The following is a 26,862-nucleotide window of genomic DNA, read 5'->3' as shown; positions in this document are numbered from 1 at the left end:
GCCTCTTTTCATGACCGGCCCGGGTGACGGCTTTTGTCGCATCTTTGATCGTGACGGCACGCCGGAGTGTCGCATTGTGATCGCTTTGCTCTGATTCGACAGGATTAAGGCGTATGTCATCTGTCGTTCGTGTCGGAGAGAGGCGTCAAAGATGGGTACTGCACCGCTGTCGGTTCATGGCTTCGTCTCCGTAAAGGGCCGGGGCTACCGCCCCGAACAGGTCGATCTGCGTGTGTCCGTGCTCTGCCGTCAGCGGGACGAGTTGTGGGAGCGCGCGGCGCGACTCACCGTGCTCGCCCGGGACATGGAGGGAGAGGCCGAGGTGCTCCGGGCGCGGGTGGCGGCGCTCGTACCGCAGACCTACGAGAGCCTGGGGCCCGGCGCCCAGCGCGTACTGGCCGCGGCGGTGGAGGAGGAGGCGGCACTGCGGGCGAGGACCCGCGAGGAGTGCCGGGCGCTGGTCGCCGCGGGCGAGGCGGCCGGGCGGCGGGTCACCGAGGCGGCCCGCGAACAGGCCGATGCCGTACGGGCGGAGGCCGAGGCGTGCGCCGGGCGGGTGCTGGCCGCCGCGCGGGAGTCGGCCGAGGCGGAGCGGGCGGAGGCCGTGCGCGGTATCGAGGAACAGCGCGGCGAGGTGCTCGCCTCGGTCGAGGAGGTGCGGCGGCGTACGCAGGCGGTGATCGACGAACTGGAGCGTGGCCGGGCGGAACGGCTGGCCGCCCAGGACCGCGAGTTCGCCGACCGCAAGCAGGGGGTGCAGGCCACGAACGCCGAACGGGAGACGTACGCGGAGGGCGCGCTCGTGGACGCCCAGCGGCTCTTCTCCGAGGCGCGTGAGCAGGCGCGGCGCGTACAGGAGGAGTCCCAGGAGCGGGCGGCCGAACTGCTGGCGCAGGCGCGGGCCCGGGCGGAGGGCATCGCCCGGGAGACCGAACGGCTGCTGGCGGAGCACGCGCGGACGCGGGACGAGGTGCGGGCGCACATGGCGCGGGTGCAGCAGAGCCTGTCGGCTCTGACGGGCGGACGGGCACCGGCGGAGAACTGATTCGCCGCGGCCGGGCGACCGGGCTCTGTGGCGCGGGGGCCGTCAGGCTGGAGCGCGTCGCGGCACTACGGCGTGCCCGGTCGCTCAGGGCTGCTCGGTCGCTCAGGGCTGCTCGGCTCGTCCCGGTTGTCCTCTGTGTCGTCCGGGATGACCGGGAAGCGGCGTGGGGCTACGAAGACGAGCACCAGGACGGCCACGGCCGCCGCGCACGCCGCGCCGACGTAGACGTGGTCCACCGCCGTGTCCACCGCGCGGCGCAGGTAGTCCGCCGCGTCGGCGGTGAGGGCGGCCGGATTCTCCAGGGCGTGGGAGACCGAGTCCAGATCGTCCGGCAGGTCCGGATCGGGCGCGTGGGCGAGGCGGGCGGCGAGCACGCCGTTGGCGACGGCGCCGAAGAGGGCGGCGCCCACGCTCTGGCCCACCTGGCGGTAGAAGAGTATGGACGCGGTGGCCGTACCGCGTTCCGACCAGCCGACGCTCGCCTGGACTCCGATGATCAGGGGCAGTTGGAACAGCCCGAGCGCGGCGCCGAGCAGCAGCATGATCAGCGCGGGGTGCCAGGGGCTGCCGGGATAGGGGAGCAGGGGGAAGGCGAGCAGGACGAGCAGGGCGAGGGACATGCCGGTGATGGCGGTCCTGCGGAAACCGATGCGGTTGTAGACGCGGTTGGCGAACGCGGCGCTGACCGGCCAGCTCAGGGTCATGGCGGAGAGGACGAACCCGGCCGCTATGGGGCCGAGGCCGAGCACGGACTGGGCGTACGTCGGCAGGAAGACGGTGGGCGCGATCATCAGCAGGCCGAGGGCGCCGAGCGCGAGGTTGACGGCGGCGATGGTGCGGCGCCGCCAGACCCAGCCCGGAATGATCGGCTCCGCCGCGCGGCGCTCGATGACGACGGTGACGGCGGCGAGGACGGCGCTCGCGCCGAGGAGGGCGAGGGAGGGCGCGGAGAGCCAGGGCCAGGCGACGCCGCCCTGGACCAGCGCGGCCAGGAGCAGGGCGCCGGTGGCGAAGACGGCGAGCGCGCCGGCCCAGTCGACACGGGGGCGGGGCGCGGGTGCCGGTTCCTTGGGCGAGGCTCCGTGCGCCCGAGCCGTCGCTGCCCTACGTCCGGGCTCGTACAGGTACCGGACCACCAGCCACAGCGCCAGCGCGCCCACCGGCAGGTTGATCAGGAAGATCCACCGCCAGTCCGCGTACCCGGCGAGCAGCCCGCCGAGCGCCGGCCCCGCCACCGACGAGGTCGCCCAGACCGTGGACAACTTGGCCTGGATTTTGGGGCGCTGGGCGAGGGGGTAGAGGTCGGCCGCGATGACCTGCACCGTGCCTTGCAGCGCACCGCCGCCGAGGCCCTGGAGGACGCGGAAGGCGATCAGGGAGGCCATGTTCCAGGCGGTCGCGCAGAGGAGCGAGCCGACGAGGAAGATCACGATGCCGGCGATCAGGACGGGTTTGCGGCCGAAGGTGTCGGAGAGCTTCCCGTACACCGGCAGCGTGACGGTCACGGCCAGCAGATAGCCGGAGAACAACCAGGAGAAGACGGCGAACCCGCCGAGGTCGCCGACGATCTGCGGGACGGCCGTGGACACGATGGTGCCGTCGAGCGCGGCGAGCGCCGTGCCGAGCATCAGACCGGCGACGACGGGCCCGCGCTTCTGCCCGTGCGCCCGCCCGGCCCGTGCGTCGCGTCCGCCCGGGGCCTTCGCGTCCGGACCGGGCGCGTCCGGGCGGCCCGCATGAGCCGCGTATGCGTCGCGTCCACGGCCACCTACCGGCCCGGCTCCGGCCCCGCCGGGGGAGCCGGCAGACCCGGGGGAGTCGGGGGAGCCGGCCGGGGCCTCGGGTATCGCTTCCGTTTCCGTCTGTCCGGTGTCCTCGGAACTGCCGTCGGCGCTGCTCACGGGATCCCTTCCCTATGCACCTACCGTCGGGTGACACCTTCTCACCCACGTCTGCGCGACGGGAGACCGCGAACAGGCCCGTCGGGCTCCGCGTCCGCTGTGACGAGTGCTGACAGGTGCGGGTGCCGGGGCGTGCGCGGTAGGGTGAGTGTTCCGGCCTCGGTGGATGTCCTCCAACATCCATCGAGGCCGTATTGCGTCGCCGTCCTGTTTCCGGTCGTCGGCGCGTGTACGAGGTCGGGTCGTTGGCCTTGGCGTACGGAGGCGGTGGCCGTCGCTTCGGGTGTTTCGCGTCCGGTGGCCGACAGCTCTCGGGTCCGTTCCCTCGCGTATCGCAACACCGGACGCAAAAGACGGTGGCCACCCATCGGAGTGTGACCGTTCGGCCCGGATCCGGGGGTCGTGGGGCTGGGCGCGTGCGGCTGGGGATGCCGCGGGGGCCGCGGGGGCCGCCGGGTTTGCCGACCTGGCAAGAAGGCTTTTCGATCCCGTGGAGGGCGCCGCAGGCTTCGCGTACACACACCGAAGGAGGCCGATCATGACGGACACCTCGACCACCGCCACCGATGCCCTCGCCGCGAAAGCCACCACCGACACCGTCGCGCAGCAGTACTGGGAGGGTTTCTACGGGGAACGGGACAGCGTCTGGAGCGGCAGGCCCAACGAGTTGCTGGTACGCGAAGTCGAAGCCCTCACCCCCGGAACCGCGCTGGACCTCGGCTGCGCCGAGGGCGGCGACGCCATCTGGCTGGCCCGGCGGGGCTGGCGGGTCACCGGCGCCGACGCGTCCGCGACCGCGCTGCGCCGCGCCGCCGCCCGCGCGGAGGCGGAGGGGCTCGGCGAGCGGATCGACTTCCAGCGGCACGACCTGTCACAGGACTTCCCCACGGGGAGCTTCGACCTGGTGTCCGCCCAGTACCTGCACTCGCCGGTCGAACAGGACGGAGAGCGGACCGGGATCCTCCGGAAGGCGGCCCGAGCCGTGGCACCGGGCGGGGTGCTGCTGATCGTCGGCCACGCCGGCTGGCCGTCGTGGGAGGCCGAGCCGCCCTTCGACTACCACTTCCCCACCACGGCCGAGGTGCTCGACTCCCTCGGCCTCGAACCGGGGCAGTGGCACGTGGAGGTGGAGGAACTGGTCACCCGCGACGTGACCGACCCCGAGGGCCGGCCGGCCACCCGGCAGGACAACGTCCTGAAGGTCCGTCGGGGGCGCTGAGCCCGTGGTGCCGGGCGTCGGACGGGGCGGGCGGGCGGACGGGACGCCCGGACGGGGTATGGTCCCGCGCCGCCCGCTCAGGCGGTGTCCGGCGCGGGCGCGGGTGTAGCGGCGAAGTGGTCGAACTCGCCTGCTTTGACGCCGAGGATGAAGGCGCGGAGTTTTTCGGGGGTGGTGGTGACGATGGTGGCGGGGTCGTCGCTTTCGTGGATCTTGATGGTGCCGTCGTCTGCGGCGGCGATGTGAACGCAGTTGGCCGCGTTTCCACTGAAAGAAGACTTCTGCCAGTTGAGGGTGGACACGAGCGTCGCCTTTCTCAGATGTCTGCCGCGATGCGACGGATCAAGTCCCGGGACTTCGCTGGTTCGAGGCTACAGCCCTCCATCCGGTCCAAAACGGTCCGGTACATCGTCAAGTGCGGTTGGGTGTCAAGGAAGGCAGCCCCGTGGTCCGTGTCGAGTTCGACGGTGTCCAAGGCGGGAATGGCCCCTGCCAAGTAGTGGATGCTCTGTCCGGAACCTGGGAAGGTGCCCGCGCCGAAGGGGACCACCAGGACTGTGATGTGCTCCCGCTCGCTCATGGCGAGAAGGTGCTCCAGTTGCGCGCGTGCCGCATCCCGTCCGCCGAAACCCATGCGCAGGGCTGCCTCATGAATGATCGCTGTCAGGCGAGCTGGGCTGTCTCGGTAGAGCACCGCTTGCCGCTTGAGCCGGTACGAGACCCGGTGCTCCACCTCCGGTGGTGAGAGCGCCGGGACGACATCGCTGATGACCGCGTGCGCATGAGCTCGGGTCTGGAGGAGCCCCGGGAGGTGGATCACCGACGCGGTACGCATCGCGGCCGTGTGGTGTTCCAGTTCAGCGAGATCGAGGGCGTCCGGCGGAAGGATCTCGCGGTACTCCTCCCACCAGCCGCGTGTACGCCCGCCCGTCATCTCGGCGAGCGCGTCGATATGGGCCTCGTCCGCGCACGTGTAGCTACGGGCCATGGCCCGCACCCGGTCGGCGCTCACCGCGAAACGCCCCGTTTCGATGCTGCTGACCTGCGGCTGGGAGAAGCCGAGGAGTGCGGCCGCCTTTGTCACTGACAGATCCGCTTGCTCGCGCAGTCTGCGCAGCTCAGTGCCCAGGCGTCGTTGCCGTGCCGACGGCGGGAGGTTCTTCCGGGCCATGGCCGCCCTTCACTCGTTATGATGTATTGGGTGATTCGATGTCATGAATCATAGCGTCGCGGCTATCGTGTGAAGCACGCCACATCCGCTGGCCCGCGCCCCACGGCGCCCCTCCACCGCCATGCCCGGCCCCCGTCGGCGTGCGCGTGTGCTTCTTCCGACAGGGGATTTCGATGACCGTATCGCCGCAGAACCCTGCCCAGGAGCTGTTCGACCGCGACCCGTTCGACGCGTTCGACCCGCTCGATCAGGAGGCGTACGAGCGCGAGGTGCGCGAGCTCGTGCGTGACACCGCGCCCCGGCTGTTCGCCGTCGTCGTGGAGTACCGCGCCGGTACGGCGGACGCGGACGCCGTCGTCGCCGCGTGGGGGATCGCGCACGAGGACGGGAAAGCCGAGGTCAGCGGCGCCGAGGTCGGTGACGGCGGGTGCGGGCGGCGGTGGAGTCTCGCCTCGGCGGAGGGTGCTCTGCGGCACTTCGGGCGGGCCGAAGGCTGTTCGGCCCGGCTCGTCTGGCTCATGGCGGCCGACGTGGACCGCCGTACCCCCGCGCGGGACGCCTGATCAGCAGCCGCGTCGGGCTGCGCTGTGCCCCGGGCGCGGCCCGGGGCACAAGAGGGAAGCTCAGAACGCAGAATCTCCCGGTCAGTGCGGGGTCGGGGACGGCTCCAGGACGAAGAGGGGGATCTCGCGGTCCGTCTTCTCCTGGTACTCCGCGTACGGCGGGAACGCCTCGACCGCGCGCGCCCACCACACGGCCTTCTCCTCGCCCGTCGCCTCGTGGGCGATCATGTCCTGGCGCACGGGGCCGTCCTGGAGCTCCACCCGGGGATCCGCCACGACGTTGTGGTACCAGACCGGATTCTTCGGGGCGCCGCCCAGCGAGGCGACCACCGCGTACCTGCCCTCGTGCTCCACCCGCATCAGCGGACTCTTGCGGATCTTGCCGCTCTTCGCGCCCAGGGTCGTCAGGAGGATGACGGGCAGGCCGTTCAACGTCGTCCCCTCCGTGCCGCCGGAGCTCTCGTACAGCTCGGCCTGTTCCCGGGCCATCGTCATCGAGCTGGGCTCGTACTCACCCTCAAGAGGCATGCCGTTCCATCCCGTCGTCGGAATCTCGCGTCGTACCGGTCATGAGTCGTACCGGTCATGACTGGTTCTGTCCCCCGTGCCTGTCCCCCGTGTGCATCTCAAGGATCGGTACGGGGCGATCATTCCCGCATATGGCGTTCCCGCGTACGGCGTTTCCGCGCACCACGGGGAGGCGGCCGCCCCGCCCCGGTGCTCTCGGCTCCGGCGCTCCCCGCCGCGTTGTCACTGGGGCGTCGTAGTCTGGAAGACCCCCGGCCCGTGTGACGTGTCGGGCCCTTCGCGTTGTCCGTCGCTCGAATCGCCGGCGCTCGCGTTGTCAGTCACTGCCAAGCCCCAGGACCCGGACGGAAAACCCTTCATGAGCCTGCACGGTCTGCTGGACGCCGTAAGTCGTGACCCGGCGCTCGCCGAAGCGGTGAAGACCGCCCGCGACGGGCGCCGGCCGTATGTCGATCTGGTCGGGCCGCCCGCCGCGCGGCCCTTCGCGGTGGCCGCGCTGGCGCGTGAGGCCGGGCGGCCGGTGCTGGCCGTGACCGCGACCGGGCGGGAGGCGGAGGACCTGGCGGCGGCGCTGCGGTCGCTGCTGGACCCGGACGGCGTGGTGGAGTTCCCGTCCTGGGAGACGCTGCCGCACGAGCGGCTCTCGCCCCGTTCCGACACCGTGGGGCGGCGTCTGGCCGTGCTGCGGCGGCTCGCGCACCCGGTGGCGGACGATCCGGCGGCCGGGCCGGTCTCCGTCGTGGTCGCGCCCGTACGCTCCGTGCTCCAGCCGCAGGTCAAGGGGCTCGGCGACCTGGTCCCCGTCGAGCTGCGCACGGGCGCCACCGCCGATCTGAACGAGGTGACCGAGGCCCTGGCGGCAGCCGCGTACGCGCGGGTCGAGCTGGTCGAGAAGCGTGGCGAGTTCGCCGTGCGCGGCGGCATCCTCGATGTCTTCCCGCCCACCGAGGAGCACCCCCTGCGGGTGGAGTTCTGGGGCGACGACATCGAGGAGATCCGCTATTTCAAGGTCGCGGACCAGCGCTCGCTGGAGGTCGCCGAGCACGGCCTGTGGGCGCCGCCCTGCCGGGAGCTGCTGCTGACGGACGAGGTACGGGAGCGGGCCGCCGCGCTCGCCGAGGCGCACCCGGAGCTGGGCGAGCTGCTGGGCAAGATCGCGGAGGGCATCGCGGTCGAGGGCATGGAGTCCCTGGCGCCGGTCCTGGTGGACGACATGGAGCTGCTGCTGGACGTCCTGCCGGCCGGGTCCATGGCGCTGGTCTGCGACCCGGAGCGGGTCAGGACGCGGGCGGCTGACCTGGTGGCGACCAGCCAGGAGTTCCTCCAGGCGTCGTGGGCGGCCACCGCCGGCGGCGGCGAGGCACCCATCGACGTCGGCGCGGCCTCCCTCTGGGGCATCGCCGACGTCCGGGAGCGGGCGCGCGAGCTGGGGATGATGTGGTGGTCGGTCTCCCCGTTCGCCGTGGACGAGGAGCTGGGCGACGAGGCCATCACGCTGGGGATGCACGCCCCGGAGTCGTACCGGGGCGACACGGCGCGCGCCCTCGCCGACACCAAGGGCTGGCTGGCGGACGGCTGGCGCACGGTGTACGTCACGGAGGGCCACGGCACGGCGTCCCGTACGGTCGAGGTGCTCGGCGGCGAGGGCATCCCCGCCCGGCTCGACACCCCCGGCGCCCGTACGGCGGGCGGCCTGGCGGAGCTCACCCCGTCCGTGGTCCAGGTGGCGTGCGGCTCCCTCGACCACGGCTTCGTGGCCCCGGAGCTCAAGCTGGCGGTGCTGACCGAGACCGACCTGTCCGGCCAGAAGGCGGCGGGCCGGGACGGCGCGCGGATGCCGGCCAAGCGCCGCAAGACCATCGACCCGCTCACGCTGGAGGCGGGCGACTACATCGTGCACGAGCAGCACGGCGTGGGCCGCTACGTGGAGATGGTGCAGCGCACGGTCCAGGGCGCGACCCGCGAGTACCTGCTCGTGGAGTACGCGCCCGCCAAGCGCGGCCAGCCGGGCGACCGGCTCTACATCCCCACCGACCAGCTCGAACAGGTCACCAAGTACGTCGGTGGCGAGGCCCCCACCCTGCACCGCCTCGGCGGCGCCGACTGGACGAAGACCAAGCAGCGCGCCAAGAAGGCGGTCAAGGAGATCGCCGCCGACCTGATCAAGCTCTACTCGGCGCGGATGGCGGCGCCCGGCCACGCCTTCGGCCCGGACACGCCCTGGCAGCGGGAGCTGGAGGACGCGTTCCCGTACGTGGAGACGCCCGACCAGCTCTCCACCATCGCCGAGGTCAAGGAGGACATGGAGAAGACGGTCCCGATGGACCGGCTGATCTGTGGTGACGTCGGGTACGGCAAGACGGAGATCGCCGTGCGGGCGGCGTTCAAGGCGGTCCAGGACGGCAAGCAGGTAGCGGTCCTGGTGCCCACGACGCTGCTGGTGCAGCAGCACTTCGGGACGTTCACCGAGCGGTACGGGCAGTTCCCCGTCTCCGTGAAGGCGCTCTCCCGCTTCCAGAGCGAGACGGAGGCGAAGGCCACCCTCCAGGGGCTCACGGAGGGCGCGGTCGACATCGTCATCGGCACGCACCGGCTGTTCTCCTCCGAGACGCGGTTCAAGGACCTCGGCCTGGTCATCGTGGACGAGGAGCAGCGCTTCGGCGTGGAGCACAAGGAGCAGCTGAAGAAGCTCCGGGCCAACGTCGACGTCCTGACCATGTCGGCGACCCCCATCCCCCGGACGCTGGAGATGGCCGTCACCGGCATCCGCGAGATGTCGACCATCACCACCCCGCCGGAGGAGCGCCACCCGGTCCTGACCTTCGTCGGGCCGTACGAGCAGAAGCAGATCGGCGCGGCCATCCGGCGCGAGCTGCTGCGCGAGGGCCAGGTCTTCTACATCCACAACCGGGTGGAGTCGATCGACCGTGCCGCCGCCCGGCTGCGCGAGATCGTCCCCGAGGCGCGGATCGCGACGGCGCACGGCCAGATGTCGGAGGGCGCGCTGGAGCAGGTGGTCGTGGACTTCTGGGAGAAGAAGTTCGACGTGCTGGTCTCCACGACGATCGTGGAGTCCGGCATCGACATCTCCAACGCGAACACGCTGATCGTGGAGCGCGGCGACAACTTCGGCCTCTCGCAGCTGCACCAGCTGCGCGGCCGGGTCGGCCGGGGCCGGGAGCGTGGCTACGCGTACTTCCTCTACCCGCCGGAGAAGCCGCTCACCGAGACCGCGCACGAACGCCTCGCGACGATCGCCCAGCACACGGAGATGGGCGCGGGCATGTACGTGGCGATGAAGGACCTGGAGATCCGGGGCGCGGGCAACCTGCTCGGCGGAGAGCAGTCGGGCCATATCGCGGGCGTCGGCTTCGACCTGTACGTACGGATGGTGGGCGAGGCGGTCGCCGACTACCGGGCGTCCCTGGAGGGCGGCGTGGAGGAGGAGCCGCCCCTGGAGGTCAAGATCGAGCTGCCGGTCGACGCGCACGTCCCGCACGACTACGCGCCGGGCGAGCGGCTGCGCCTCCAGGCGTACCGCGCCATCGCGTCGGCGACCACGGAGGAGGACATCGCGGCGGTCCGCGAGGAGCTGACCGACCGTTACGGCAAACTGCCGGAGCCGGTGGAGAACCTGCTGCTGGTGGCGGGGCTGCGGATGCTCGCGCGGGCGTGCGGGGTGGGGGAGATCGTGCTCCAGGGGTCGAACGTCCGCTTCGCGCCGGTGGAGCTGCGGGAGTCGCAGGAGCTGCGGCTGAAGCGGCTGTACCCCCGTACGGTGATCAAGGCGCCGACGCGGCAGATCCTGGTGCCGCGCCCGACGGCCGGGAAGATCGGCGGGAAGCCGGTGGTGGGGCGCGAACTGCTGGCGTGGACGGGGGAGTTCCTGACGACGATCCTCGGGTCGTAGCCGGGGGTGGCGGCTTTGCGGCGGGGCGTAATAGGGCGTGGTGGCGAGGTGTTCGCGAGGTGCGGCGGCCTCCGGCCGTCAGAGGTTTACGCAGGTGTAGGCAGCGGAATGCGCGGATCCCGATGCTGATGGGCCCTATGTCGGGTGACCAACTCCTCGTAGCGGAGATCCAGTTGTCCGCGTCTTCAACTCTGCGGTAGACCTTGGTGCTGCCGGAATGACTTCTCGCCATAAGGGGAAAACTGAATGGTCGTGCAGCGCAATCCGGAAGGCGGGAAGGGGCCCGATCCTGCTTCCGACTCGCCCCGTGTGCGAGTGGCGGTCACCCTGTCGGGCGCCGCGGAGGCCCCTGCTGACGCTCTGAAGCCCGGACGGTCCGCGGCGGCCGGGCCGCCCGCGACCGCGGGGCGCGAGGGCCCGGCGCGTGCCGGTGCGGAGAAAGCGGGGAAAACCGCCAGGGAGGAGAGGGAGGGGACCGCCGCCCCTGAAGGCGGCGAAGACGCGAAGGGCGCCTCGGGCGCGAAGGGCGCCGACGGGGCGGCGGCCGGAAAGGCCGGGAAGGGCGGCAAGGACGACAAGGGCGCGCAGGCGACCCGCGACGCGGGGTCCGCAGCCAGGGCCGGCACCGGGGCAGGGTCTGTTCCCGGGTCCGAAGCCGACACCGAGGCCGGGCCCCGGAAGGGCGGGGCCAAGGCCGCGACGGCGGAAGGCGACGCGGCCACGGAGAGCGGCGCGGCGGCGCTCCTGGGTACGAGGTCGAGGACGAGGTCCGCGGGAGCGGCGGCACCGGCCGGCAACGCGGATGGCGCGAGCGGTCCGAGCGGTGCGGCGGACACGGGCGGCCACGGCGGCTCGGTGGCCGCCACGGCCGCGGACGCCGGCTCGCCGCCCGACCGCCCCGACAAGGACGTGACCCCGTCCGGCCGGCCGCAGAAGCCGATGCTGGCCGCGGCGGCCATCGTGGGGGCCGTGCTCATAGCCGTACCGTTCCTGCTCATAGGCGGCGACAAGGACGACGACAAACGGCCGGTGGCGTCCCAGAGCGTGATGGAGAAGGACGCCGACACCGTGCTGGACGCCGACGCGCCGGGCGGGCCGGTGGAGTACACCCCCGAACCGCCGCCCAAGCCGAGCGTCAAGCCCTCCCGTACGCGGGAGGCTCCGCCCGTGCCGGCCGCACCGCCCCCGCCGAAGCCGTCGGACAAGCCCTCCCCGTCCGCCGAGCCCACGAAGCCGGCGGAGGAGAAGAAGCCCGAGAAGCCCGCCGAACCGGCCAAGCCCAAGTGGACCCGGACCGTCATCACGGCGCCGAGCGTGCTCACCGTCGGCCAGTCCTGGAGCACGAACCGGATCACGATGACCATGCAGGAGGACGGCAACCTCGTCGTCTACAACAAGGAGAAGAAGGCGCTCTGGGCTTCCATGATCTTCGGGAAGACCCACTACACCAGGTTCCAGGCGGACGGCAATCTCGTCGTCTACAACGCCGAGGACCGGCCCGTCTGGGCCAGCCGCACCGACGGCCACGGAGGCGCGAAGCTGGTCCTGCGGGAGGACGGCAAGGTGGCGATCATGGAGGGTGACAAGGCGCTGTGGACCACCTGACGCGGCGTCGGCGGACCGTGGCCGCAGGCCGTAACCCCCGTCGGCCCGCCGCGCGTTGAGGTGAGTGTTTTCAGCCGGGGCCGGGGACGTACTCGTCCCCGGCCCCGGCCGTTCGTCGTAGAGTTGCGCATGTGCGCAAACTTGAAACACACATATCGCGAACCGCCCTCCGGGGCGGGGCACTTGTTCTGTCCGCCGCGGTCCTGACCGGCTGCGGCGGCGGGTCCGGCACCGACTCCAAGCCGTCCGCGTCGGCCTCCGCCTCCTCCACCGCGTCCGCGTCCGCGTCGGCGGGCAACGGCCAGGGTGTCAGCCCGCTCGTCAACCCCGACGGTACGAAGCCGGGCCTCGCGCCCCTCACCTCGGAAGCGGACCGGAAGGCCGGCCGTGAGCTCATCGAGAAGGTGCGCACCGCGGGCCGAGGGCCCAAGACCGGTTACGACCGGGACGAGTTCGGCCACGCCTGGCTGGACACGGCGGACGGCGTGCCCCTCGCCCGTAACGGCTGCGACACCCGGAACGACCTGCTGGCCAGGGACGGGCGGCAACTGCGGTTCCGGTCCGGCTCCGACTGCGTGGTCGTGTCGATGAACCTGCACGACCCGTACACCGGAAAGGACATCGCCTGGCGCAAGGAGCAGGCGACGGAGGTGCAGATCGACCATGTGATGCCGCTGTCGTACGACTGGCAGATGGGCGCCGCGCACTGGAACGAGGCCAAGCGGAAGCAGATCGCCAACGATCCCCTCAACCTCCTCCCCGTCGACGGGCCGGCCAACAACGCCAAGCGGGACTCGGGCCCCGCGTCCTGGCTGCCGCCCGACAAGAAGATCCGCTGCTCCTACGCGGTGCGGTTCGCGCAGGTGGCGCTGAAGTACGAGCTGCCGGTGACGGCTCCGGACAAGACGACCATGCTGGAGCAGTGCGGCGGCTGACCGCTCGTCCGGGCCCGATGGCGAGTGGCGCGGGCCCGTCCTGACGGACGCGGCCCGTGGCTGTTCCGGCCGGTGAGCGCGCTGCTCACGCTCGGACCGACGGCCGTGCTCATGGCCGTCCTGTGACGGGTGCGAGCACGGCCGAAGACTTGGAAGACGTGCGGGGAACGGCCGTCGGAACGCGCGGCGGGAGCGACGTGATCAAGACGATGTTCGTCGGGGGACAACTGTTCGGCGCAACCCGGTCCCGTTGTCGGTGGCGATGTATAACCTCGGATTCGCACGCCACCTCTGTGTCCGTCCATTCCAGGAGCAGCCATGCACGGCACCGGCCCCGGCTCCGGCTTCCCGCTGCCGGTGCTCCGGCCCTCCGGACCGTCTCCCCATAGGCCGGAAGAGTCCGAGGAACCGGAGGCGTCCGAGGAGCCGGAAGCGTCTGGGGAGCCGGAAGCGCGGTCCGGCCGGTGAACGGCCGTGTCGTCGCCAAGCGTTACGAGCTGTCGGCCGACATCGGCCGCGGCGGCATGGGGCAGGTCTGGACGGCGTACGACCAGCGGCTGGACCGGCGCGTGGCCGTGAAGCTGCTGCGCCCCGACCACATGGCCGGCGCCACGGCGGCCGACGAGATGCGCCGTCGCTTCGTCCGCGAGTGCCGGGTCACCGCCCAGGTCGACCACCCCGGCCTGGTCACGGTCCACGACGCGGGCCGCGACGGCGAGGACCTCTACCTGGTCATGCAGTACGTGGACGGCGCCGACCTCGCCGACCACCTCGCCGCGCACGACCCGTACCCCTGGCCGTGGGCGGCGGCCGTCGCCGCGCAGCTGTGTGCCGTCCTCGCCGCGGTGCACGCCGTGCCCATCGTCCACCGCGACCTCAAGCCGCGGAACGTGATGGTCGGACCCGACGGCACGGTCACCGTGCTGGACCTCGGCATCGCCGCCGTCATCGACACCGACACCACCCGCCTCACCCACACCGGCTCGCCGGTCGGCAGCCCGGCCTACATGGCCCCCGAACAGGCCATGGGCGGCGTCGTCGGGCCGTACACCGACCTCTACGCGCTCGGGGTGCTCCTGCACGAACTGCTCAGCGGGAACGTGCCGTTCGCGGGCACCACCGCCCTCGGGGTGCTGCACCGCCATCTGCACGAGCCGCCGCTGCCCATCCGCCGGTACCGGCCGGAGGTCCCCGCCCCGCTGGAGGAGCTGGTCCTGCGGCTGCTCGCCAAGGACCCGCAGGACCGTCCGGCCGGGGCGCGGGAGGTGTACGAGGCGCTCGTCCCGCTGCTGCCCGCGCGCGGCGGCCCCGTGACCGGCCCGCTGGATCCGACGCGCCCCTTCGTCCGCCCGTACGCGCCCTGGCCGGACCGGGCCGGCGCGGCGCCGCAGCCCTTCCCCGTACCGCCGCCCTTCCCCGTACCGCCCCGGGTGCCGCTCCCGGCGGCCCGTACGGATGTCACGGCGGCCCTCGACGAGGTCAAGCGGCTGCTCGCCGAGGGCAGCATCACCCGGGCCGTGGACATACTCGGCGGCGTCCTGCCCGCCGCCGCGGCCGAGCACGGCGAGCACTCCCCGGTCGTCCGCACGCTGCGGGAGAGCTACGCGGCGACGCTGCTGGACGACGGGCAGTACCGAAGGGCGCTGCCGGAGCTGCGCCGGCTCGCGGACGACCGGGCGGCCGGGGCCGGGCCGGGCGACGCGCTGACGCTCACGTACCGCTACGACGCGGCGCTGTGCCTGGAGCAGCTGGGCGAGGCGGCGGCGGCCCTCGCCGAGTACCGCGCGCTGCTGCCGTACCACGAGAGCGACCAGTACGGCGAGACCGGCGCGTACGGCGAGACCGGTGCCTACGCGGAGAGCGGCGCGTACGCGGAGAGCGGCACGTATGGGGAGACCGGCGGCGCGTACGGGGAAGGCAGCGCTTACGGGGAGAGCGGCGCGCACCGCAAGGGCGGCACGCACCGCAAGGGCGGCCCGGCGGCCGGTGGTGGCCCCGGCCGGGCCTTCGAGATCCGGCAGCGCATCGCGCACCTGCTGCTGTCGATGGGCGACCACACCGAGGCGCGGCAGCAGCTGGGGGACCTGCTGTGGGACACGGAGCGGGTCTACGGTCCGTACCACCCGCTCCCGACCGAGATCCGCCGGGCCCTGGACAGGCAGCGGCAGTTCCGGGGCCTGTGACGGCCCGCGCCGGCACGGGTCGGCCTGTGTCGGCCCGCGCCGGCCTGTGCCGGCCTGGGTCGCCGGAACCACCTCCGCCGGGTCGGTGGGACCGGTCGCCGGGATCAGTCGGTTCTGGCCCGCAGGAAGGCCGAGGTGGAGACCTTCCCCAGCATCTCCAGCCGGGACGTGCCGCGTGCCAGGTACTCGTCCGTGGACTGCTGGACCCCCGGCCAGTGAGCGTCGCCGTAGTCGTCGAGGACGACGATGCCTCCGGGGGCCACGATCTCCTCGGCCCATTCCAGATCGGCCAGGACGCCCTCCGCCGAGTGGTCGCCGTCCACGACGATCACCCCGTAACGCCGGTCGGACACCGCTGCCCGCACCTCCGGATCGCCGGAGAAGCCCCGCTCGACGCGGGCCTCGGCGCCCGTACGGCCGCCGAGGGCGAGGTTCGCGCGGACGACGTCCATCCGCACGGGCGTGCCCGTCGGTTCCGTGCCCTGCGTCGCACCGGGCTGGAGCTGGCTGCCCACCAGCGGGTCGACGATCGTCAGCCGGGCCTCGACACCGGCGCGGTGCAGCATGCGCGCCAGCGTGGCGGAGAAGAGGCCGTAGAGCGTGCCGATCTCGAGCACGTCCTCGTTCGGCGGGCGGAGCAGGGGCACGGTCGCCAGCTTGCCGCACACGTTCGAGGTCGAGCCGGCCAGCCGTCCGACGGCCAGCGCCTCCAGCGCGATCACGTTGCGGAAGGCGATGGTGACGTTCCGGCGGGCCTGGACCTCGTCCTCCCCCGTCACCCGCGCGATCTCGCGCACCAGCGTGTCGATCTGGGCGGGGGAGGGCACGCGGTGGCCGCTGCGCCCCGTCCGGTCGAAGAGCAGACCGAACGCGTAACTCTGTTTCCGCAGCTCGGCCACCTCCCGCCGGAGCGCTTCGAGATCGGTGCGCAGCGGGGAGGTCGAGCGGTTGATCCGTCGGTCCGTCAGGGCCGCCGCGGGTCGCAGCAGGCGTCTCGTCAGTCGGTTGTGGATGAGTGGCGACGTGAGAGAGGACATGCGTGGACGCTAGGGGGAACCCGGCCGAGGCGGGCCACCGGAGCGTGCTCTTCAGATGAACGGTGGGTGCAGCGTGGGTGACCGTTCCGGGGCCGCCGCCCGCGGGGGACGGCTGTGCCAGACTCACACTCCTGACGGTATGAGCCGGGGGAGCCAGGGAGTTCGTACGCCTATGACGGTCCGGGGCCAGCTGGCGAGGTTCGCCGTGGTCGGTGTGGTCAACACCGGTACGTATTACGCCTGCTACCTGTCGCTGCTGTACCGGCTGCCGTACGTGGTCTCGCACGTCGTCGCGTTCGCGCTGAGCATGACCGGTTCGTTCTTCCTGAACAGCAGGTTCACCTACCGGACCCGTCCGACCTGGCGCAAGTTCCTGCTGTTCCCGCTCACCAACGCCGCGAACTTCGTGGTGTCGACCACCGGGGTGTACCTGCTGGTGGACGTGGCGCGGTACGACAGCCGCTACGCGCCGCTGCTCGCGACGGCGGCGGCCGTTCCCATCACCTTCCTGGTCTCGCGCGCGATCCTGCTGCGCCCGGACCGCCGCGGGGCCGGGACCACCGGCGGGCGGGACGGGACCGCGGGCGGGACAGGGCCGCGGGAGGGGCGGGGGCGCGAACGGGAGCGGGGGCGCGAGCGGACGGGGCCACCGATTCCCCGGTGAATCGTTGGTCGTGGGTGTGGCCCGGGACCACGCCGACTGCCTACCATCGATCACCGCAAGGTCTTGTGCATCGCCGCACAATCACCCCGGGAGGCCCCTTTGCACCGCAGCCGTCGCACCGCGCTCCTCCTCTCCACCGCGCTCCTCGGCGCGGCGCCCCTGCTCACCGCCTGCGGCAACGACTCCCACCCCGGAGCCGCGGCCGTCGTCGGCGGGCAGCGGATCGAGGTGTCCCAGCTCCAGGCGCAGGTACGGGACGTCCGCGCGGCGCAGGACAAATCGCCGCAGGCGGCGCAGCTGATCAAGAACACGGGGCAGCTCGGCCAGGCGAAGCTGAACAGCATGATCTTCGACCGGGTGCTCGAACGCGCCGCAGCCGACACCGGTGTCACGGTCAGCCGCAAGGAGGTGCAGACCGCCCGGCAGCAGGCGGCGGCGCAGTCGGGCGGGGACGAGCGGTTCGCCGAGATGCTGCTGCAGCAGGGCGCGCTCTCCGCCGGACAGATCGACGGCGCGATCCGCCGTGAGGTGCTGCTGAACAAGCTGTCGCAGACGCTCGGCGCCGACACCACGACGCCCCAGGGCCAGCAGAAGGTGCTCGGGGAGCTGACGCGTACGTCGAAGGATCTCGGCATCGACGTCAATCCGCGCTACGGGAACTGGGACTACCGGCAGGTGCGGCTGGGCGAGGCGAAGACGCCGTGGATCACACAGGTGACGCGGCAGGCGCCGGAACAGGAACCGGCGGGCGCGTAGCGCCCGGCCGGCGGGGGAGACGAGGCGCCGGGGCCGGCCGCGACGGTGCGTACGGTCCCGAGCCCGCCACCGCCCGGCGGCGGCCCGGTCCGTGGTCGGCGGTAGGTTCGAGGTGTGACTGATGAGGTTTCCGCCGCGCCCGGCCGTATCGTCCTGCTGACCGCCAGCCACCGGGTGGCGCCCGGACTGCTGTCCTGGCCCGCCTGGCAGACGCTGCGCTCGGCCGACCGGGTGCTGTGCGCCGATCCGGACCACCCCCAGCTGCCGTACCTGCGCGAGGCCGGCATCACCGTCGAGCACGACGTGCCCGCCGCGCGCGAGCTGGTCGACGAGTGCGCCGGCGGCCGTACGGTCGTGGTCCTTCCCTCCGGCGCGGGCGACGGGAGCGACGAGCGCGACGGGACGGGCGGCGGTCTCACCGACGGCCTCGCCCGGCTCGCCGGGTCCGGCCGGGTCCGGATGCCGGACCTGGAGCTGCTGCCCGGCTCGTACGACCTGCCGGGGGCCCGGCTCCTCGACCTCGTGCAGGTCATGGACCGGATCCGCCGCGAGTGCCCGTGGACGTCGGGCAGAACACACAAGGAGCTGGCCAAGTACGCCATCGAGGAGGCGTACGAACTGGTCGAGGCGATCGAGGCCGGCGACGGCGACGAACTGCGGGAGGAACTGGGGGACGTGCTCCTCCAGGTGGTCTTCCACGCCCGGATCGCCCAGGACGGCCTGGAAGAGGGGATCGAGCCGTTCTCGATCGACGACGTCGCGGGCACGATCGTGGAGAAGCTGATCCACCGGCATCCCCATGTCTTCGGCACCGAGACCGCCGAGACACCGGAGGACGTCAAGGCGCACTGGCTCCGGACGAAGGCGATCGAGAAGCAGCGCACCTCGGTCACGGACGGCGTTCCGCTGACCCAGCCCGGCCTGGCGCTCGCCGCGAAGCTCGGGGCCCGTACCCGTACCGCCGGCCTCGACGTCCCGCTGCCGGACGGCGAGGGCATCGGTGACGAACTGCTCGCCCTGGCGGTACGGGCGGAGGCGGCCGGGGTGGACCCGGAGACGGCACTGCGCGCGGCGGCCCGTGCGTACCGGGACGCGATCCGGGCGGCGGAGGGCCACGAGGAGTAGTCCCGCGAGCCCGAGCCCGAGCCCGAGCCCGATGGCCGTGCCCGATGGCCGTGCCCGAGCTTCATCGCCGTGCCCGTGCCCGATGGCCGTGCCCGAGCTCGATGGCCGTGCCCGAGCCCCACGAGGCCCCGCCCCGGCGCATGAGCCCGCGGCCCCGTCCCGTCGGCGCGCGGATTAATGTCGAGGCATGTCATCGACCGCCGCCCCCACCCTTTTCACCTGGGAGTTCGCCACCGATCCGTACCCCGCGTACGCCTGGTTGCGCGAACACGCCCCCGTACACCGGGCCACCCTGCCCAGCGGGGTCGACGCGTGGCTCGTGACGCGGTACGAGGACGCCAAGCAGGCCCTCGCCGACTCCCGGCTGTCCAAGAACCCCGTTCACCACGCCGAGCCGGCGCACGCGCGGGGGAAGACGGGGATCCCGGGGGAGCGGAACGCGGATCTCATGACGCATCTGCTCAACATCGACCCGCCCGACCACACCCGGCTGCGCCGGCTCGTGTCCAAGGCGTTCACCCCGCGCCGGGTCGCGCTGTTCGCGCCCCGCGTCCAGGAGTTGACGGACCAGCTCATCGACGACTTCGCCGGCAGCGGCGAGGCGGACCTGATCCACGACTTCGCCTTCCCCCTCCCCATCTACGCGATCTGCGACCTCCTCGGGGTGCCGCGCGAGGACCAGGACGACTTCCGGGACTGGGCCGGGATGATGATCCGCCACGGCGGCGGCCCGCGCGGAGGGGTGGCCCGCTCGGTCAAGAAGATGCGCGGGTACCTGGCCGAGCTCATCCACCGCAAGAGGGAGAACCCCGGCGAGGACCTGATCTCCGGACTGATCCGGGCCAGTGACCACGGCGAGCACCTCACCGAGAACGAGGCCGCGGCGATGGCCTTCATCCTTCTGTTCGCGGGTTTCGAGACGACCATCAACCTGATCGGCAACGGGATGTACGCCCTGCTCCGCAACCCGGACCAGAAGGCGCTGCTCCAGCAGGCGCTCGAGCGCGGCGACTCCCGGCTGCTCGAGACGGCGGTCGAGGAACTGCTCCGGTACGACGGGCCCGTGGAACTGGCGACCTGGCGCTACGCCACCCGGCCCCTGCGCATCGGCGGGCAGGACATCGGCCAGGGCGAGCCCGTCCTCGTCGTCCTCGCCGCCGCCGACCGGGACCCGGACCGGTTCGCCGATCCCGACAGGCTCGACCTCGGGCGGCGGGACAACCAGCACCTCGGCTACGGACACGGGATTCACTACTGCCTCGGTGCGCCCCTTGCGCGCCTGGAGGCACAAACGGCACTCGCGACCCTGCTGACCCGGCTGCCCGATATACGTCTTGCCCAGGATCCGGCCGATTTGCGGTGGCGGGGAGGGCTCATCATGCGCGGCTTGCGGACGCTCCCCGTGTGCTTCACACCGCCGCCCGGCCTGTGATGTTCGCCATGGCCGCCTGCCCGTATCCGACCGTTTTTCCCTCCGCTTCTTACTGACGCTCCGTCAAAACCGTGACTTTCACGTGATCTGCGCTGCATCCGCTTGTGACAGACGTTCGAGTCCCGCTACTTTCACGGAGACTCCGGCCGCAACATGCCCGAGTTGTAATATCAGTCACACGGAAGGCAATCGCATGCGCTCCGGGAACGGCCGACACAGGCGACCTCGTCAAGCACCCGCTCTGTTCGTCACGGCGGGGGTGACCGGCTCGGCGATCGCCATTCCGCTGCTCGGCGCGTCCGGCGCGAGCGCGGCCGAGACGTCCACGTGGGACCGGGTCGCGGAGTGCGAGAGCGGCGGCACGTGGAGCGCCAACCTCGGGAACGGCTTCTACGGCGGACTCCAGATGTCCCAGAAGACCTGGGACGAGTTCGGCGGCGGTGCCTACGCGGAGCGGCCCGACCTCGCCAGCCGCTCCCAGCAGATCGCGGTCGCCGAGAAGGTCCTCGCCAAGCAGGGGCCCGCGGCCTGGCTGAGCTGTGCGGTGGTCTCCGGGCTGACGGGCGGCGGGGCGCTGACGCCCGGCGGCGACGGTGACGACTCCGCCTCCTCCGACGCGGGCACGGGCGGCGGTGCGACGGAGGGCTCGCCCTCCCCGAGCGGCTCGACCGGCTCCTCCGACGGGCGGTCGGGCGACGCGTCGACGCCTTCCCACTCGCCCGACGCGCCGACGCCCGGAGCCACCGGTTCCGCCGACACCGAGGGCTCGGACCCGGGTTCGGCGTCCGGCTCCGGGGACGAGACGGGCGTGTCCAAGGGCAAGCACCGCGGCACCGCGGCCGACGAGAGCCCGGCCGAGGACGGCGCGGACACGGAGCGCGAGGTGACCGACCGGGCCTCGCGGGACGCCGGTTACGGGCGTGACCTCGGCGCCGGGTCGGAGGGCGCCTCGACGGGCCCGGACATCATCAGCGGCGCCGGGCTCGTCGGCCCGTACGCCCCCGACTACAGCGGCGACTTCACGGTGCGCCCGGGCGCGCAGAAGGTCGTCGGCGGCTGGCTGTGAGGCCGGCCCTCGGCTGACGCCGGGGCAGGGGCGGAACGGGCGCGTACGAGGCGGGGCTGTACGTGGCCGGCCCGTACGTGGTCGGCCTGTACGGGACGGGCCCGTACGAGGCGGGCTCGGTGGGGCCTGTGGGCCGTGCGACGTCGTGCGACGCGTCGTGTGCCCCGCAGGCCCCTTGTCGCGTTCCGGGGGTGCGGCCCGGCGTGGTTGTGCCCGGCCGCGCTCGGCCGCACTCCTCCGCGCTCGTCGGCCTTCGACGGCCTTCGTCGGGCTTCGTCGGGCTCCGCCACGCCCGGCAGGGCCGCTTCGGGCTCCTCCGTGCTCGTCAAGGCTCCTCCGCGCTCCTCCGTGCTCCTGTCCGCGCCGCCCCGCGCCGTCGCCGTACCGCGTCCCGGCTCGCCTCGCCGCCACCGGTCGCCGCCGGCCTCGTCGCGTGCCGGCGGACGGCTTCGGCAGAGGCCCCGAGTGGCTGCTCAGAGCCGTGATCTGACAGGCCGCCAGGGGGACTTCGAGATCGTTTGTCCACTTTCGCGAAAGTGAGACAAGCATCTCTTTGCCGCACCAGTTCCTCCATGGCCCGCCTGTTGGTCTCGTTCGTCTCTCACCTGCGGAAATGCGGCGTTCCTGAAGGGCAGTTAGGGCGTTTTCTCCCTGATGTACTTCTTTGAACAAGCGGCGGGCCTGTGTTTACGGTCTGAACCGCTCGCACCGCGGGCCTCGTCGACCGAAACGCCGAATCCTGCCGTCGGTCGGGGGGAGAGTCGTCGCGTCAAGCGCCGAAGGCAGGAGCGGGGGACCCAAGGTTTCGTGCCGGGCCCGGCCGTCGAGAGACGGCCGAGGGCCGGCTTGGGGTGAAGCCGCGTTGCGAGAGCACGCGGCCGGGCCACTCACAGCCCGAACCCGACAGCTGACCTCGCAGGCGTCGGTGAGGAGATGACCCATGCTGTTTTCCGGCAAGGCCAAGCACCGCCGCCCGTCCAAGGCCGTTCGCTACGCCACGCTCGCCGGGATCACCGGCGCCGCCGTCGCGGCCCCGCTGATCGGTGCGACCTCCGCCTCCGCCGCCAGCACCTCCGAGTGGGACCAGGTCGCCCAGTGCGAGTCCGGCGGCAACTGGTCCATCAACACCGGCAACGGCTACTACGGCGGCCTCCAGTTCTCGTCGTCCACCTGGGCGGCGTACGGCGGTACCTCCTACGCCTCGACCGCCGACAAGGCCTCCAAGTCCCAGCAGATCGCCATCGCGGAGAAGGTCCTCGCGGGTCAGGGCAAGGGCGCCTGGCCGAACTGCGGCGTGAACCTGTCCGGCGCGTCGAGCGGCTCCGGCTCTGCGTCGGGCTCCGGCTCGGGCAGCGGCTCCAGCGCCTCGAGCTCCGGTTCGAGCTCCGGCGAGCAGCAGTCGCAGCAGTCGCGGCAGACCCAGCCGCGTCAGTACCAGCAGCAGGCTCAGCCCGAGAAGCAGGAGCGCACGTACAGCCAGTCCGCCTCGCGCGGCGAGAGCCGTCCGGCCACGATCAAGAAGGGGGACGGCGAGTACAAGGTCAAGTCCGGTGACACCCTCTCCAAGATCGCCGACGCGAAGAAGGTCAAGGGCGGCTGGAAGAAGGTCTTCGACCTGAACAAGGACGTCATCAGCGATGCCGATGTCATCTACCCGGGCCAGCGGCTCCACCTGAGCTGACCCGAGCCGTCCCCGGCGGGTCGCGCCCCCGAAGCGGCGGCCATCCGGCGGGCCGGTTCCGTACCTCCGCTCCCCGTACTCCCCGGCCCGCCTCCGCGCCGGTCCCCGCCCCTCTCCGTCCCCAGCGGCCACCACCCCGTCCCCCGGTGCTCCCCGGTCCGGCGCTTTTCCCCCGTACGCGCCGGGCCGGGGTTTCACGTCTCCCGGGCCGAAACCCGCATTCCACGGTCTCTTTCGTCCCAGCGGGCGGGCGCGGGGCGGGGCGGTCACGCCCGGCCGGTTAGGCTCTTGTCGCAAGGCCAAGAGACCCTGCGCCTACAGCGTCACACCAGAAGGAGATGCTCGTGCCGTCCATCGACGTCGTCGTAGCCCGGGAAATCCTTGACTCCCGAGGGAACCCCACGGTCGAGGTCGAGGTCGGCCTCGACGACGGCAGCACCGGCCGTGCTGCCGTACCCTCCGGTGCGTCCACCGGTGCGTTCGAGGCCCTGGAGCTCCGCGACGGAGACCAGAACCGCTACCAGGGCAAGGGCGTCGAGAAGGCCGTCCTCGCCGTCATCGAGCAGATCGGCCCGGAGCTCGTCGGGTACGACGCCACCGAGCAGCGCCTGATCGACCAGGCGATGTTCGACCTGGACGCCACCCCGGACAAGTCGTCGCTCGGCGCCAACGCCATCCTCGGCGTCTCCCTCGCCGTCGCGCACGCCGCCTCCGAGGCGTCCGACCTGCCCCTCTTCCGCTACCTGGGCGGTCCGAACGCGCACCTGCTGCCGGTGCCGATGATGAACATCCTGAACGGCGGCTCGCACGCCGACTCCAATGTCGACATCCAGGAGTTCATGATCGCCCCGATCGGCGCGGAGTCCTTCTCCGAGGCCCTGCGCTGGGGTGCCGAGGTCTACCACACGCTCAAGAAGGTCCTGAAGCAGAAGGGCCTCGCCACCGGCCTCGGCGACGAGGGCGGCTTCGCGCCGAACCTGGACTCCAACCGCGCCGCGCTGGACCTCATCCTCGAAGCGATCAAGGAGGCCGGCTACGTGCCGGGCCGCGACATCGCGCTCGCGCTCGACGTGGCCGCGTCCGAGTTCTACAAGGACGGCTCCTACGAGTTCGAGGGCAAGTCGCGTACGGCGGCCGAGATGACCGCGTACTACGAGGAGCTGGTCGACGCCTATCCGCTGGTCTCCATCGAGGACCCGCTCTTCGAGGACGACTGGGAGGGCTGGAAGACCATCACCGACAAGCTGGGCGCGAAGGTGCAGCTCGTCGGCGACGACCTGTTCGTCACCAACCCCGAGCGCCTCGCCCGCGGCATCGAGGACGGCGCCGCGAACGCGCTGCTCGTCAAGGTGAACCAGATCGGTTCGCTGACCGAGACCCTGGACGCCGTCGAGCTGGCCCAGCGCAACGGTTTCAAGTGCATGATGTCCCACCGTTCCGGCGAGACCGAGGACGTCACCATCGCCGACCTGGCCGTCGCCACGAACTGCGGCCAGATCAAGACCGGTGCGCCGGCCCGCTCCGAGCGCGTCGCCAAGTACAACCAGCTGCTGCGCATCGAGGAGATCCTCGACGACGCGGCGGTGTACGCGGGCCGGAGCGCGTTCCCGCGTTTCCGTACCGCGCAGTAAGTCCCGCGGTAAGTCCCCGAGGTAAGTCCCCGCACCGCGGTGACCCCTGCGGCACGTCGCCGCGGCAAGCCCCGCGGTGAGCGCCGCCCGCCCGTCGTCCGTACGTCTCCGGCCGTGGTCCCGTACCGTGTGCCGGGGACGCGCGGCGGCGTGACGTGAAGCCGAAGGCACACGGGCCGGAGGCCTGAGGCAAGGGGAGGCGAGCCATGGCAGGGAACCGCGACCGGTTCTCCACCGCGACCAGGCTGCGGCTGCTCGGTGAGCAGACCGCGGCCCGGGTCTACCGCTCGCAGACCCGCAGACAGGACCGCCGCTCCCGGCTCACCGGCCGGGCGGCCTTCCTCGCGCTGATCGTCTGCACCCTGGTCGTGGCGCTGGCGTACCCGATGCGGCAGTACGTGTCGCAGCGCAACGAGATCGCGGAGCAGGAACGGCTGGCCCGCGAGGCGAAGCAACGCGTCGAACAGCTGCGGGACGAGAAGGAACGCCTCCAGGACGACGCGTACATCGAGCGGCTGGCCCGTGAGCACCTGCACTACGTGAAGCCGGGTGAGACCGGCTACACCGTGACCGACCAGGGGACACGGGAGCGGGAGCACGACGAGGAGGAGGGGGCGGACCGCCCCTGGTACTCGAACGTCATGGACGGCGTGGACACGGCGGACCGCCGGGACGACTGACCACTCCATCTCACCTCATCTCATCGCATCATCGGAATCGGCTTAGGCAGGCATGGAACACCCCCCTCCGCAGACCGGACGCACCGAGCCCACCGCGGCGGACGTCGAGGCATTCGAGCAGCAGCTCGGCCGGCCCCCGCGCGGACTGCGGGCCGTCGCGCACCGCTGCCCCTGCGGCCGGCCGGACGTCGTCGAGACCGCCCCGCGGCTGCCCGACGGCACGCCCTTCCCGACGACGTACTACCTGACCTGCCCGCGTGCGGCCTCGGCCATCGGCACGCTGGAGGCGAACGGCGTCATGAAGGAGATGACCGAGCGCCTGGCGACCGACCCCGAGCTGGCCGCCGCGTACCGCCGGGCGCACGAGGACTACATCGCGCGCCGGGACGCCATCGAGGTGCTGGAGGGTTTCCCGAGCGCGGGCGGTATGCCGGACCGGGTGAAGTGCCTGCACGTGCTGGTCGGCCACTCGCTGGCGGCGGGCCCGGGGGTGAACCCGCTGGGGGACGAGGCGCTGGCGATGCTGCCGGAGTGGTGGCGCAAGGGCCCGTGCGTCACACCGTGCGCGGACTCGGCCCCGGGCGCGGACGCCGCCTCGGCCTCCGACACCGACGAGGACGGGGAGACGGCGTGACCAGGGTCGCCGCCGTCGACTGCGGTACGAACTCGATCCGGCTGCTGGTGGCCGACGCCCACCCCGGGACCGGCGAACTGGTCGATCTCGACCGGCGGATGAAGATCGTCCGGCTGGGCCAGGGCGTGGACCGTACCGGCCGGCTCGCGTCCGAGGCGCTGGAGCGCACGTTCGCGGCCTGCCGCGAGTACGCCGAGGTCATCGAGGAACACGGTGCGCGGCACGTCCGCTTCGTGGCGACCTCCGCCTCGCGCGACGCGGACAACCGCGACGAGTTCGTACGGGGTGTCGTGGACATCCTGGGCGTCGAGCCCGAAGTGATCACCGGCGACCAGGAGGCCGAGTTCTCCTTCACCGGCGCCACCAGGGAACTGGGCGGCCGGGACAGCTATCTGGTCGTGGACATCGGCGGCGGCTCGACGGAGTTCGTCGTCGGTGACGACCGGGTCCGGGCCGCGCGCTCGGTGGACATCGGCTGCGTGCGCCTCACCGAACGCCACCTGGCCCACGACGGCGAGGCCGTCGACCCGCCGACCGCCGACCGGATCGCCGCGATACGCGCGGACGTCGAAGCCGCCCTTGACCTGGTCGAGCACACCGTCCCCCTCCGCGATCCCGGCACTCTGGTCGGCCTCGCGGGCTCGGTGACGACGGTGGCCGGCATCGCCCTGGACCTGCCGGCCTACGACTCCACCGCGATCCACCACGCCCGGATCACGTACGAGCAGGTCAAGCGGATCACCGATCGCCTCCTGACCAGCACCCACGCCGAACGCGCCGCGATCCCGGTCCTCCACCCGGGCCGGGTCGACGTCATCGGCGCGGGAGCCCTGATCCTCCTGGCGATCATGGAACGGACGGGCGCGCGGGAGGTCGTGGTCAGCGAACACGACATCCTGGACGGGATCGCCTGGGCGGCGGCGCTCGACGACGCGTGAGCCGCTGGGGTCAGCGGCCGCCCGGGCGCGCGTGCGGCGGGGCCGGTCCCCCACGTGCTGCGGGGGCCACGAGCGGCGGGCGAGCGTGGGGGCGTGGAGATCGCCGGTGCGGGACGACTGTCTCTTGCGTCCGCCGTGGCTTTCCCCGCAACCGCCCG

The 26,862-nt window shown here is 72.1% G+C and carries 22 protein-coding genes and 1 riboswitch; of the genes, 17 read left to right on the top strand and 5 right to left on the bottom strand.

Annotated features, from left to right (window positions below):
- Positions 1 to 151 precede the first annotated feature (151 nt).
- Positions 152 to 1,045 carry a hypothetical protein gene (locus tag IG02_RS0116615; RefSeq protein WP_030747783.1) on the top strand — a complete coding sequence of 298 codons (894 nt, stop codon included), beginning with the start codon at positions 152 to 154 and terminating at the stop codon, positions 1,043 to 1,045.
- A 65-nt stretch (positions 1,046 to 1,110) separates the two neighbouring features.
- Here IG02_RS0116615 and IG02_RS0116610 read toward each other — a convergent pair whose 3' ends face one another.
- On the bottom strand, positions 1,111 to 2,673 hold the full coding sequence (locus IG02_RS0116610) for an MFS transporter (RefSeq protein WP_078854550.1): 1,563 nt from the start codon (positions 2,671 to 2,673) through the stop codon (positions 1,111 to 1,113).
- Between the two features lie 811 nt (positions 2,674 to 3,484).
- On the opposite strand from IG02_RS0116610, the gene IG02_RS0116605 reads away from it, so the two are divergent.
- Positions 3,485 to 4,165 (top strand): class I SAM-dependent methyltransferase, encoded by a 681-nt coding sequence (locus tag IG02_RS0116605; RefSeq protein WP_037803064.1) that lies wholly within the window; start codon positions 3,485 to 3,487, stop codon positions 4,163 to 4,165.
- 77 nt (positions 4,166 to 4,242) lie between these two features.
- On the opposite strand, the gene IG02_RS0116600 is transcribed toward IG02_RS0116605, so the two are convergent.
- Together IG02_RS0116600 and IG02_RS0116595 are read right to left on the bottom strand one after the other, a co-directional pair.
- Positions 4,243 to 4,467 carry a DUF397 domain-containing protein gene (locus tag IG02_RS0116600; protein ID WP_037803062.1) on the bottom strand — a complete coding sequence of 75 codons (225 nt, stop codon included), beginning with the start codon at positions 4,465 to 4,467 and terminating at the stop codon, positions 4,243 to 4,245.
- Between the two features lie 14 nt (positions 4,468 to 4,481).
- Positions 4,482 to 5,336: a helix-turn-helix domain-containing protein gene (locus IG02_RS0116595; protein WP_030747770.1), complete on the bottom strand. Its 855-nt coding sequence runs from the start codon at positions 5,334 to 5,336 to the stop codon at positions 4,482 to 4,484.
- A gap of 173 nt (positions 5,337 to 5,509) precedes the next feature.
- On the opposite strand from IG02_RS0116595, the gene IG02_RS0116590 reads away from it, so the two are divergent.
- Complete coding sequence (locus IG02_RS0116590) at positions 5,510 to 5,899, top strand: hypothetical protein (protein WP_051765147.1); 390 nt, start codon at positions 5,510 to 5,512, stop codon at positions 5,897 to 5,899.
- A gap of 81 nt (positions 5,900 to 5,980) precedes the next feature.
- On the opposite strand, the gene IG02_RS0116585 is transcribed toward IG02_RS0116590, so the two are convergent.
- A complete protein-coding gene (locus IG02_RS0116585) occupies positions 5,981 to 6,427 on the bottom strand; it encodes a nitroreductase family deazaflavin-dependent oxidoreductase (RefSeq protein ID WP_030747765.1) in 447 nt (148 codons plus the stop codon).
- Between the two features lie 358 nt (positions 6,428 to 6,785).
- Here IG02_RS0116585 and mfd point away from each other — a divergent pair, with 358 nt between their 5' ends.
- The 4 genes from mfd (at position 6,786) to IG02_RS0116560 (ending at position 15,060) form a co-directional block, all read left to right on the top strand.
- The gene (mfd, locus tag IG02_RS0116580; protein ID WP_030747762.1) at positions 6,786 to 10,337 is read left to right on the top strand and encodes a transcription-repair coupling factor; all 3,552 of its coding nucleotides are present in this window, start codon (positions 6,786 to 6,788) and stop codon (positions 10,335 to 10,337) included.
- 246 nt (positions 10,338 to 10,583) lie between these two features.
- Positions 10,584 to 11,942 carry a mannose-binding protein gene (locus IG02_RS37855; protein ID WP_158712321.1) on the top strand — a complete coding sequence of 453 codons (1,359 nt, stop codon included), beginning with the start codon at positions 10,584 to 10,586 and terminating at the stop codon, positions 11,940 to 11,942.
- A gap of 131 nt (positions 11,943 to 12,073) precedes the next feature.
- Positions 12,074 to 12,877, top strand: coding sequence for an HNH endonuclease family protein (locus IG02_RS0116570; protein WP_234314769.1), 804 nt, complete (start codon positions 12,074 to 12,076; stop codon positions 12,875 to 12,877).
- 464 nt (positions 12,878 to 13,341) lie between these two features.
- Positions 13,342 to 15,060 (top strand): serine/threonine-protein kinase, encoded by a 1,719-nt coding sequence (locus IG02_RS0116560; RefSeq protein ID WP_030747753.1) that lies wholly within the window; start codon positions 13,342 to 13,344, stop codon positions 15,058 to 15,060.
- Positions 15,061 to 15,164: 104 nt separating this feature from the next.
- Here IG02_RS0116560 and IG02_RS0116555 read toward each other — a convergent pair whose 3' ends face one another.
- Entirely contained in the window at positions 15,165 to 16,097 is a 933-nt protein-coding gene (locus tag IG02_RS0116555; protein WP_030747750.1) for a class I SAM-dependent methyltransferase, read from the bottom strand.
- 172 nt (positions 16,098 to 16,269) lie between these two features.
- Here IG02_RS0116555 and IG02_RS0116550 point away from each other — a divergent pair, with 172 nt between their 5' ends.
- The 10 genes from IG02_RS0116550 (at position 16,270) to IG02_RS0116505 (ending at position 26,704) form a co-directional block, all read left to right on the top strand.
- On the top strand, positions 16,270 to 16,761 hold the full coding sequence (locus tag IG02_RS0116550; RefSeq protein WP_107055614.1) for a GtrA family protein: 492 nt from the start codon (positions 16,270 to 16,272) through the stop codon (positions 16,759 to 16,761).
- Positions 16,762 to 16,860: 99 nt separating this feature from the next.
- Positions 16,861 to 17,517 carry a SurA N-terminal domain-containing protein gene (locus tag IG02_RS0116545; RefSeq protein WP_030747744.1) on the top strand — a complete coding sequence of 219 codons (657 nt, stop codon included), beginning with the start codon at positions 16,861 to 16,863 and terminating at the stop codon, positions 17,515 to 17,517.
- Between the two features lie 114 nt (positions 17,518 to 17,631).
- A complete protein-coding gene (locus IG02_RS0116540; RefSeq protein ID WP_030747741.1) occupies positions 17,632 to 18,642 on the top strand; it encodes a nucleoside triphosphate pyrophosphohydrolase in 1,011 nt (336 codons plus the stop codon).
- A gap of 187 nt (positions 18,643 to 18,829) precedes the next feature.
- Positions 18,830 to 20,074: a cytochrome P450 family protein gene (locus IG02_RS0116535; protein ID WP_030747738.1), complete on the top strand. Its 1,245-nt coding sequence runs from the start codon at positions 18,830 to 18,832 to the stop codon at positions 20,072 to 20,074.
- A 193-nt stretch (positions 20,075 to 20,267) separates the two neighbouring features.
- A complete protein-coding gene (locus tag IG02_RS39395; protein ID WP_078854525.1) occupies positions 20,268 to 21,140 on the top strand; it encodes a transglycosylase family protein in 873 nt (290 codons plus the stop codon).
- 764 nt (positions 21,141 to 21,904) lie between these two features.
- A riboswitch (cyclic di-AMP (ydaO/yuaA leader) is annotated at positions 21,905 to 22,077 on the top strand.
- Positions 22,078 to 22,080: 3 nt separating this feature from the next.
- Positions 22,081 to 22,821: a transglycosylase family protein gene (locus IG02_RS0116525; RefSeq protein ID WP_030747730.1), complete on the top strand. Its 741-nt coding sequence runs from the start codon at positions 22,081 to 22,083 to the stop codon at positions 22,819 to 22,821.
- 344 nt (positions 22,822 to 23,165) lie between these two features.
- Positions 23,166 to 24,452 (top strand): phosphopyruvate hydratase, encoded by a 1,287-nt coding sequence (eno, locus tag IG02_RS0116520; RefSeq protein WP_030747727.1) that lies wholly within the window; start codon positions 23,166 to 23,168, stop codon positions 24,450 to 24,452.
- A gap of 206 nt (positions 24,453 to 24,658) precedes the next feature.
- Positions 24,659 to 25,132 carry an FtsB family cell division protein gene (locus IG02_RS0116515; RefSeq protein ID WP_030747724.1) on the top strand — a complete coding sequence of 158 codons (474 nt, stop codon included), beginning with the start codon at positions 24,659 to 24,661 and terminating at the stop codon, positions 25,130 to 25,132.
- A gap of 52 nt (positions 25,133 to 25,184) precedes the next feature.
- The gene (locus IG02_RS0116510; protein ID WP_030747721.1) at positions 25,185 to 25,766 is read left to right on the top strand and encodes a DUF501 domain-containing protein; all 582 of its coding nucleotides are present in this window, start codon (positions 25,185 to 25,187) and stop codon (positions 25,764 to 25,766) included.
- Entirely contained in the window at positions 25,763 to 26,704 is a 942-nt protein-coding gene (locus IG02_RS0116505; protein WP_030747719.1) for a Ppx/GppA phosphatase family protein, read from the top strand. The genes IG02_RS0116510 and IG02_RS0116505 overlap by 4 nt, the downstream gene beginning before the upstream one ends.
- Positions 26,705 to 26,862: the final 158 nt, after the last annotated feature.

Origin of the sequence: Streptomyces sp. NRRL F-5135, from assembly GCF_000719775.1 — a bacterium.
Classification (GTDB): Bacteria; Actinomycetota; Actinomycetes; order Streptomycetales; family Streptomycetaceae; genus Streptomyces; species Streptomyces hebeiensis.
The sequence above is the reverse complement of the archived record's forward strand: the minus strand, read 5'-3'. Positions and strand labels throughout refer to the sequence as shown.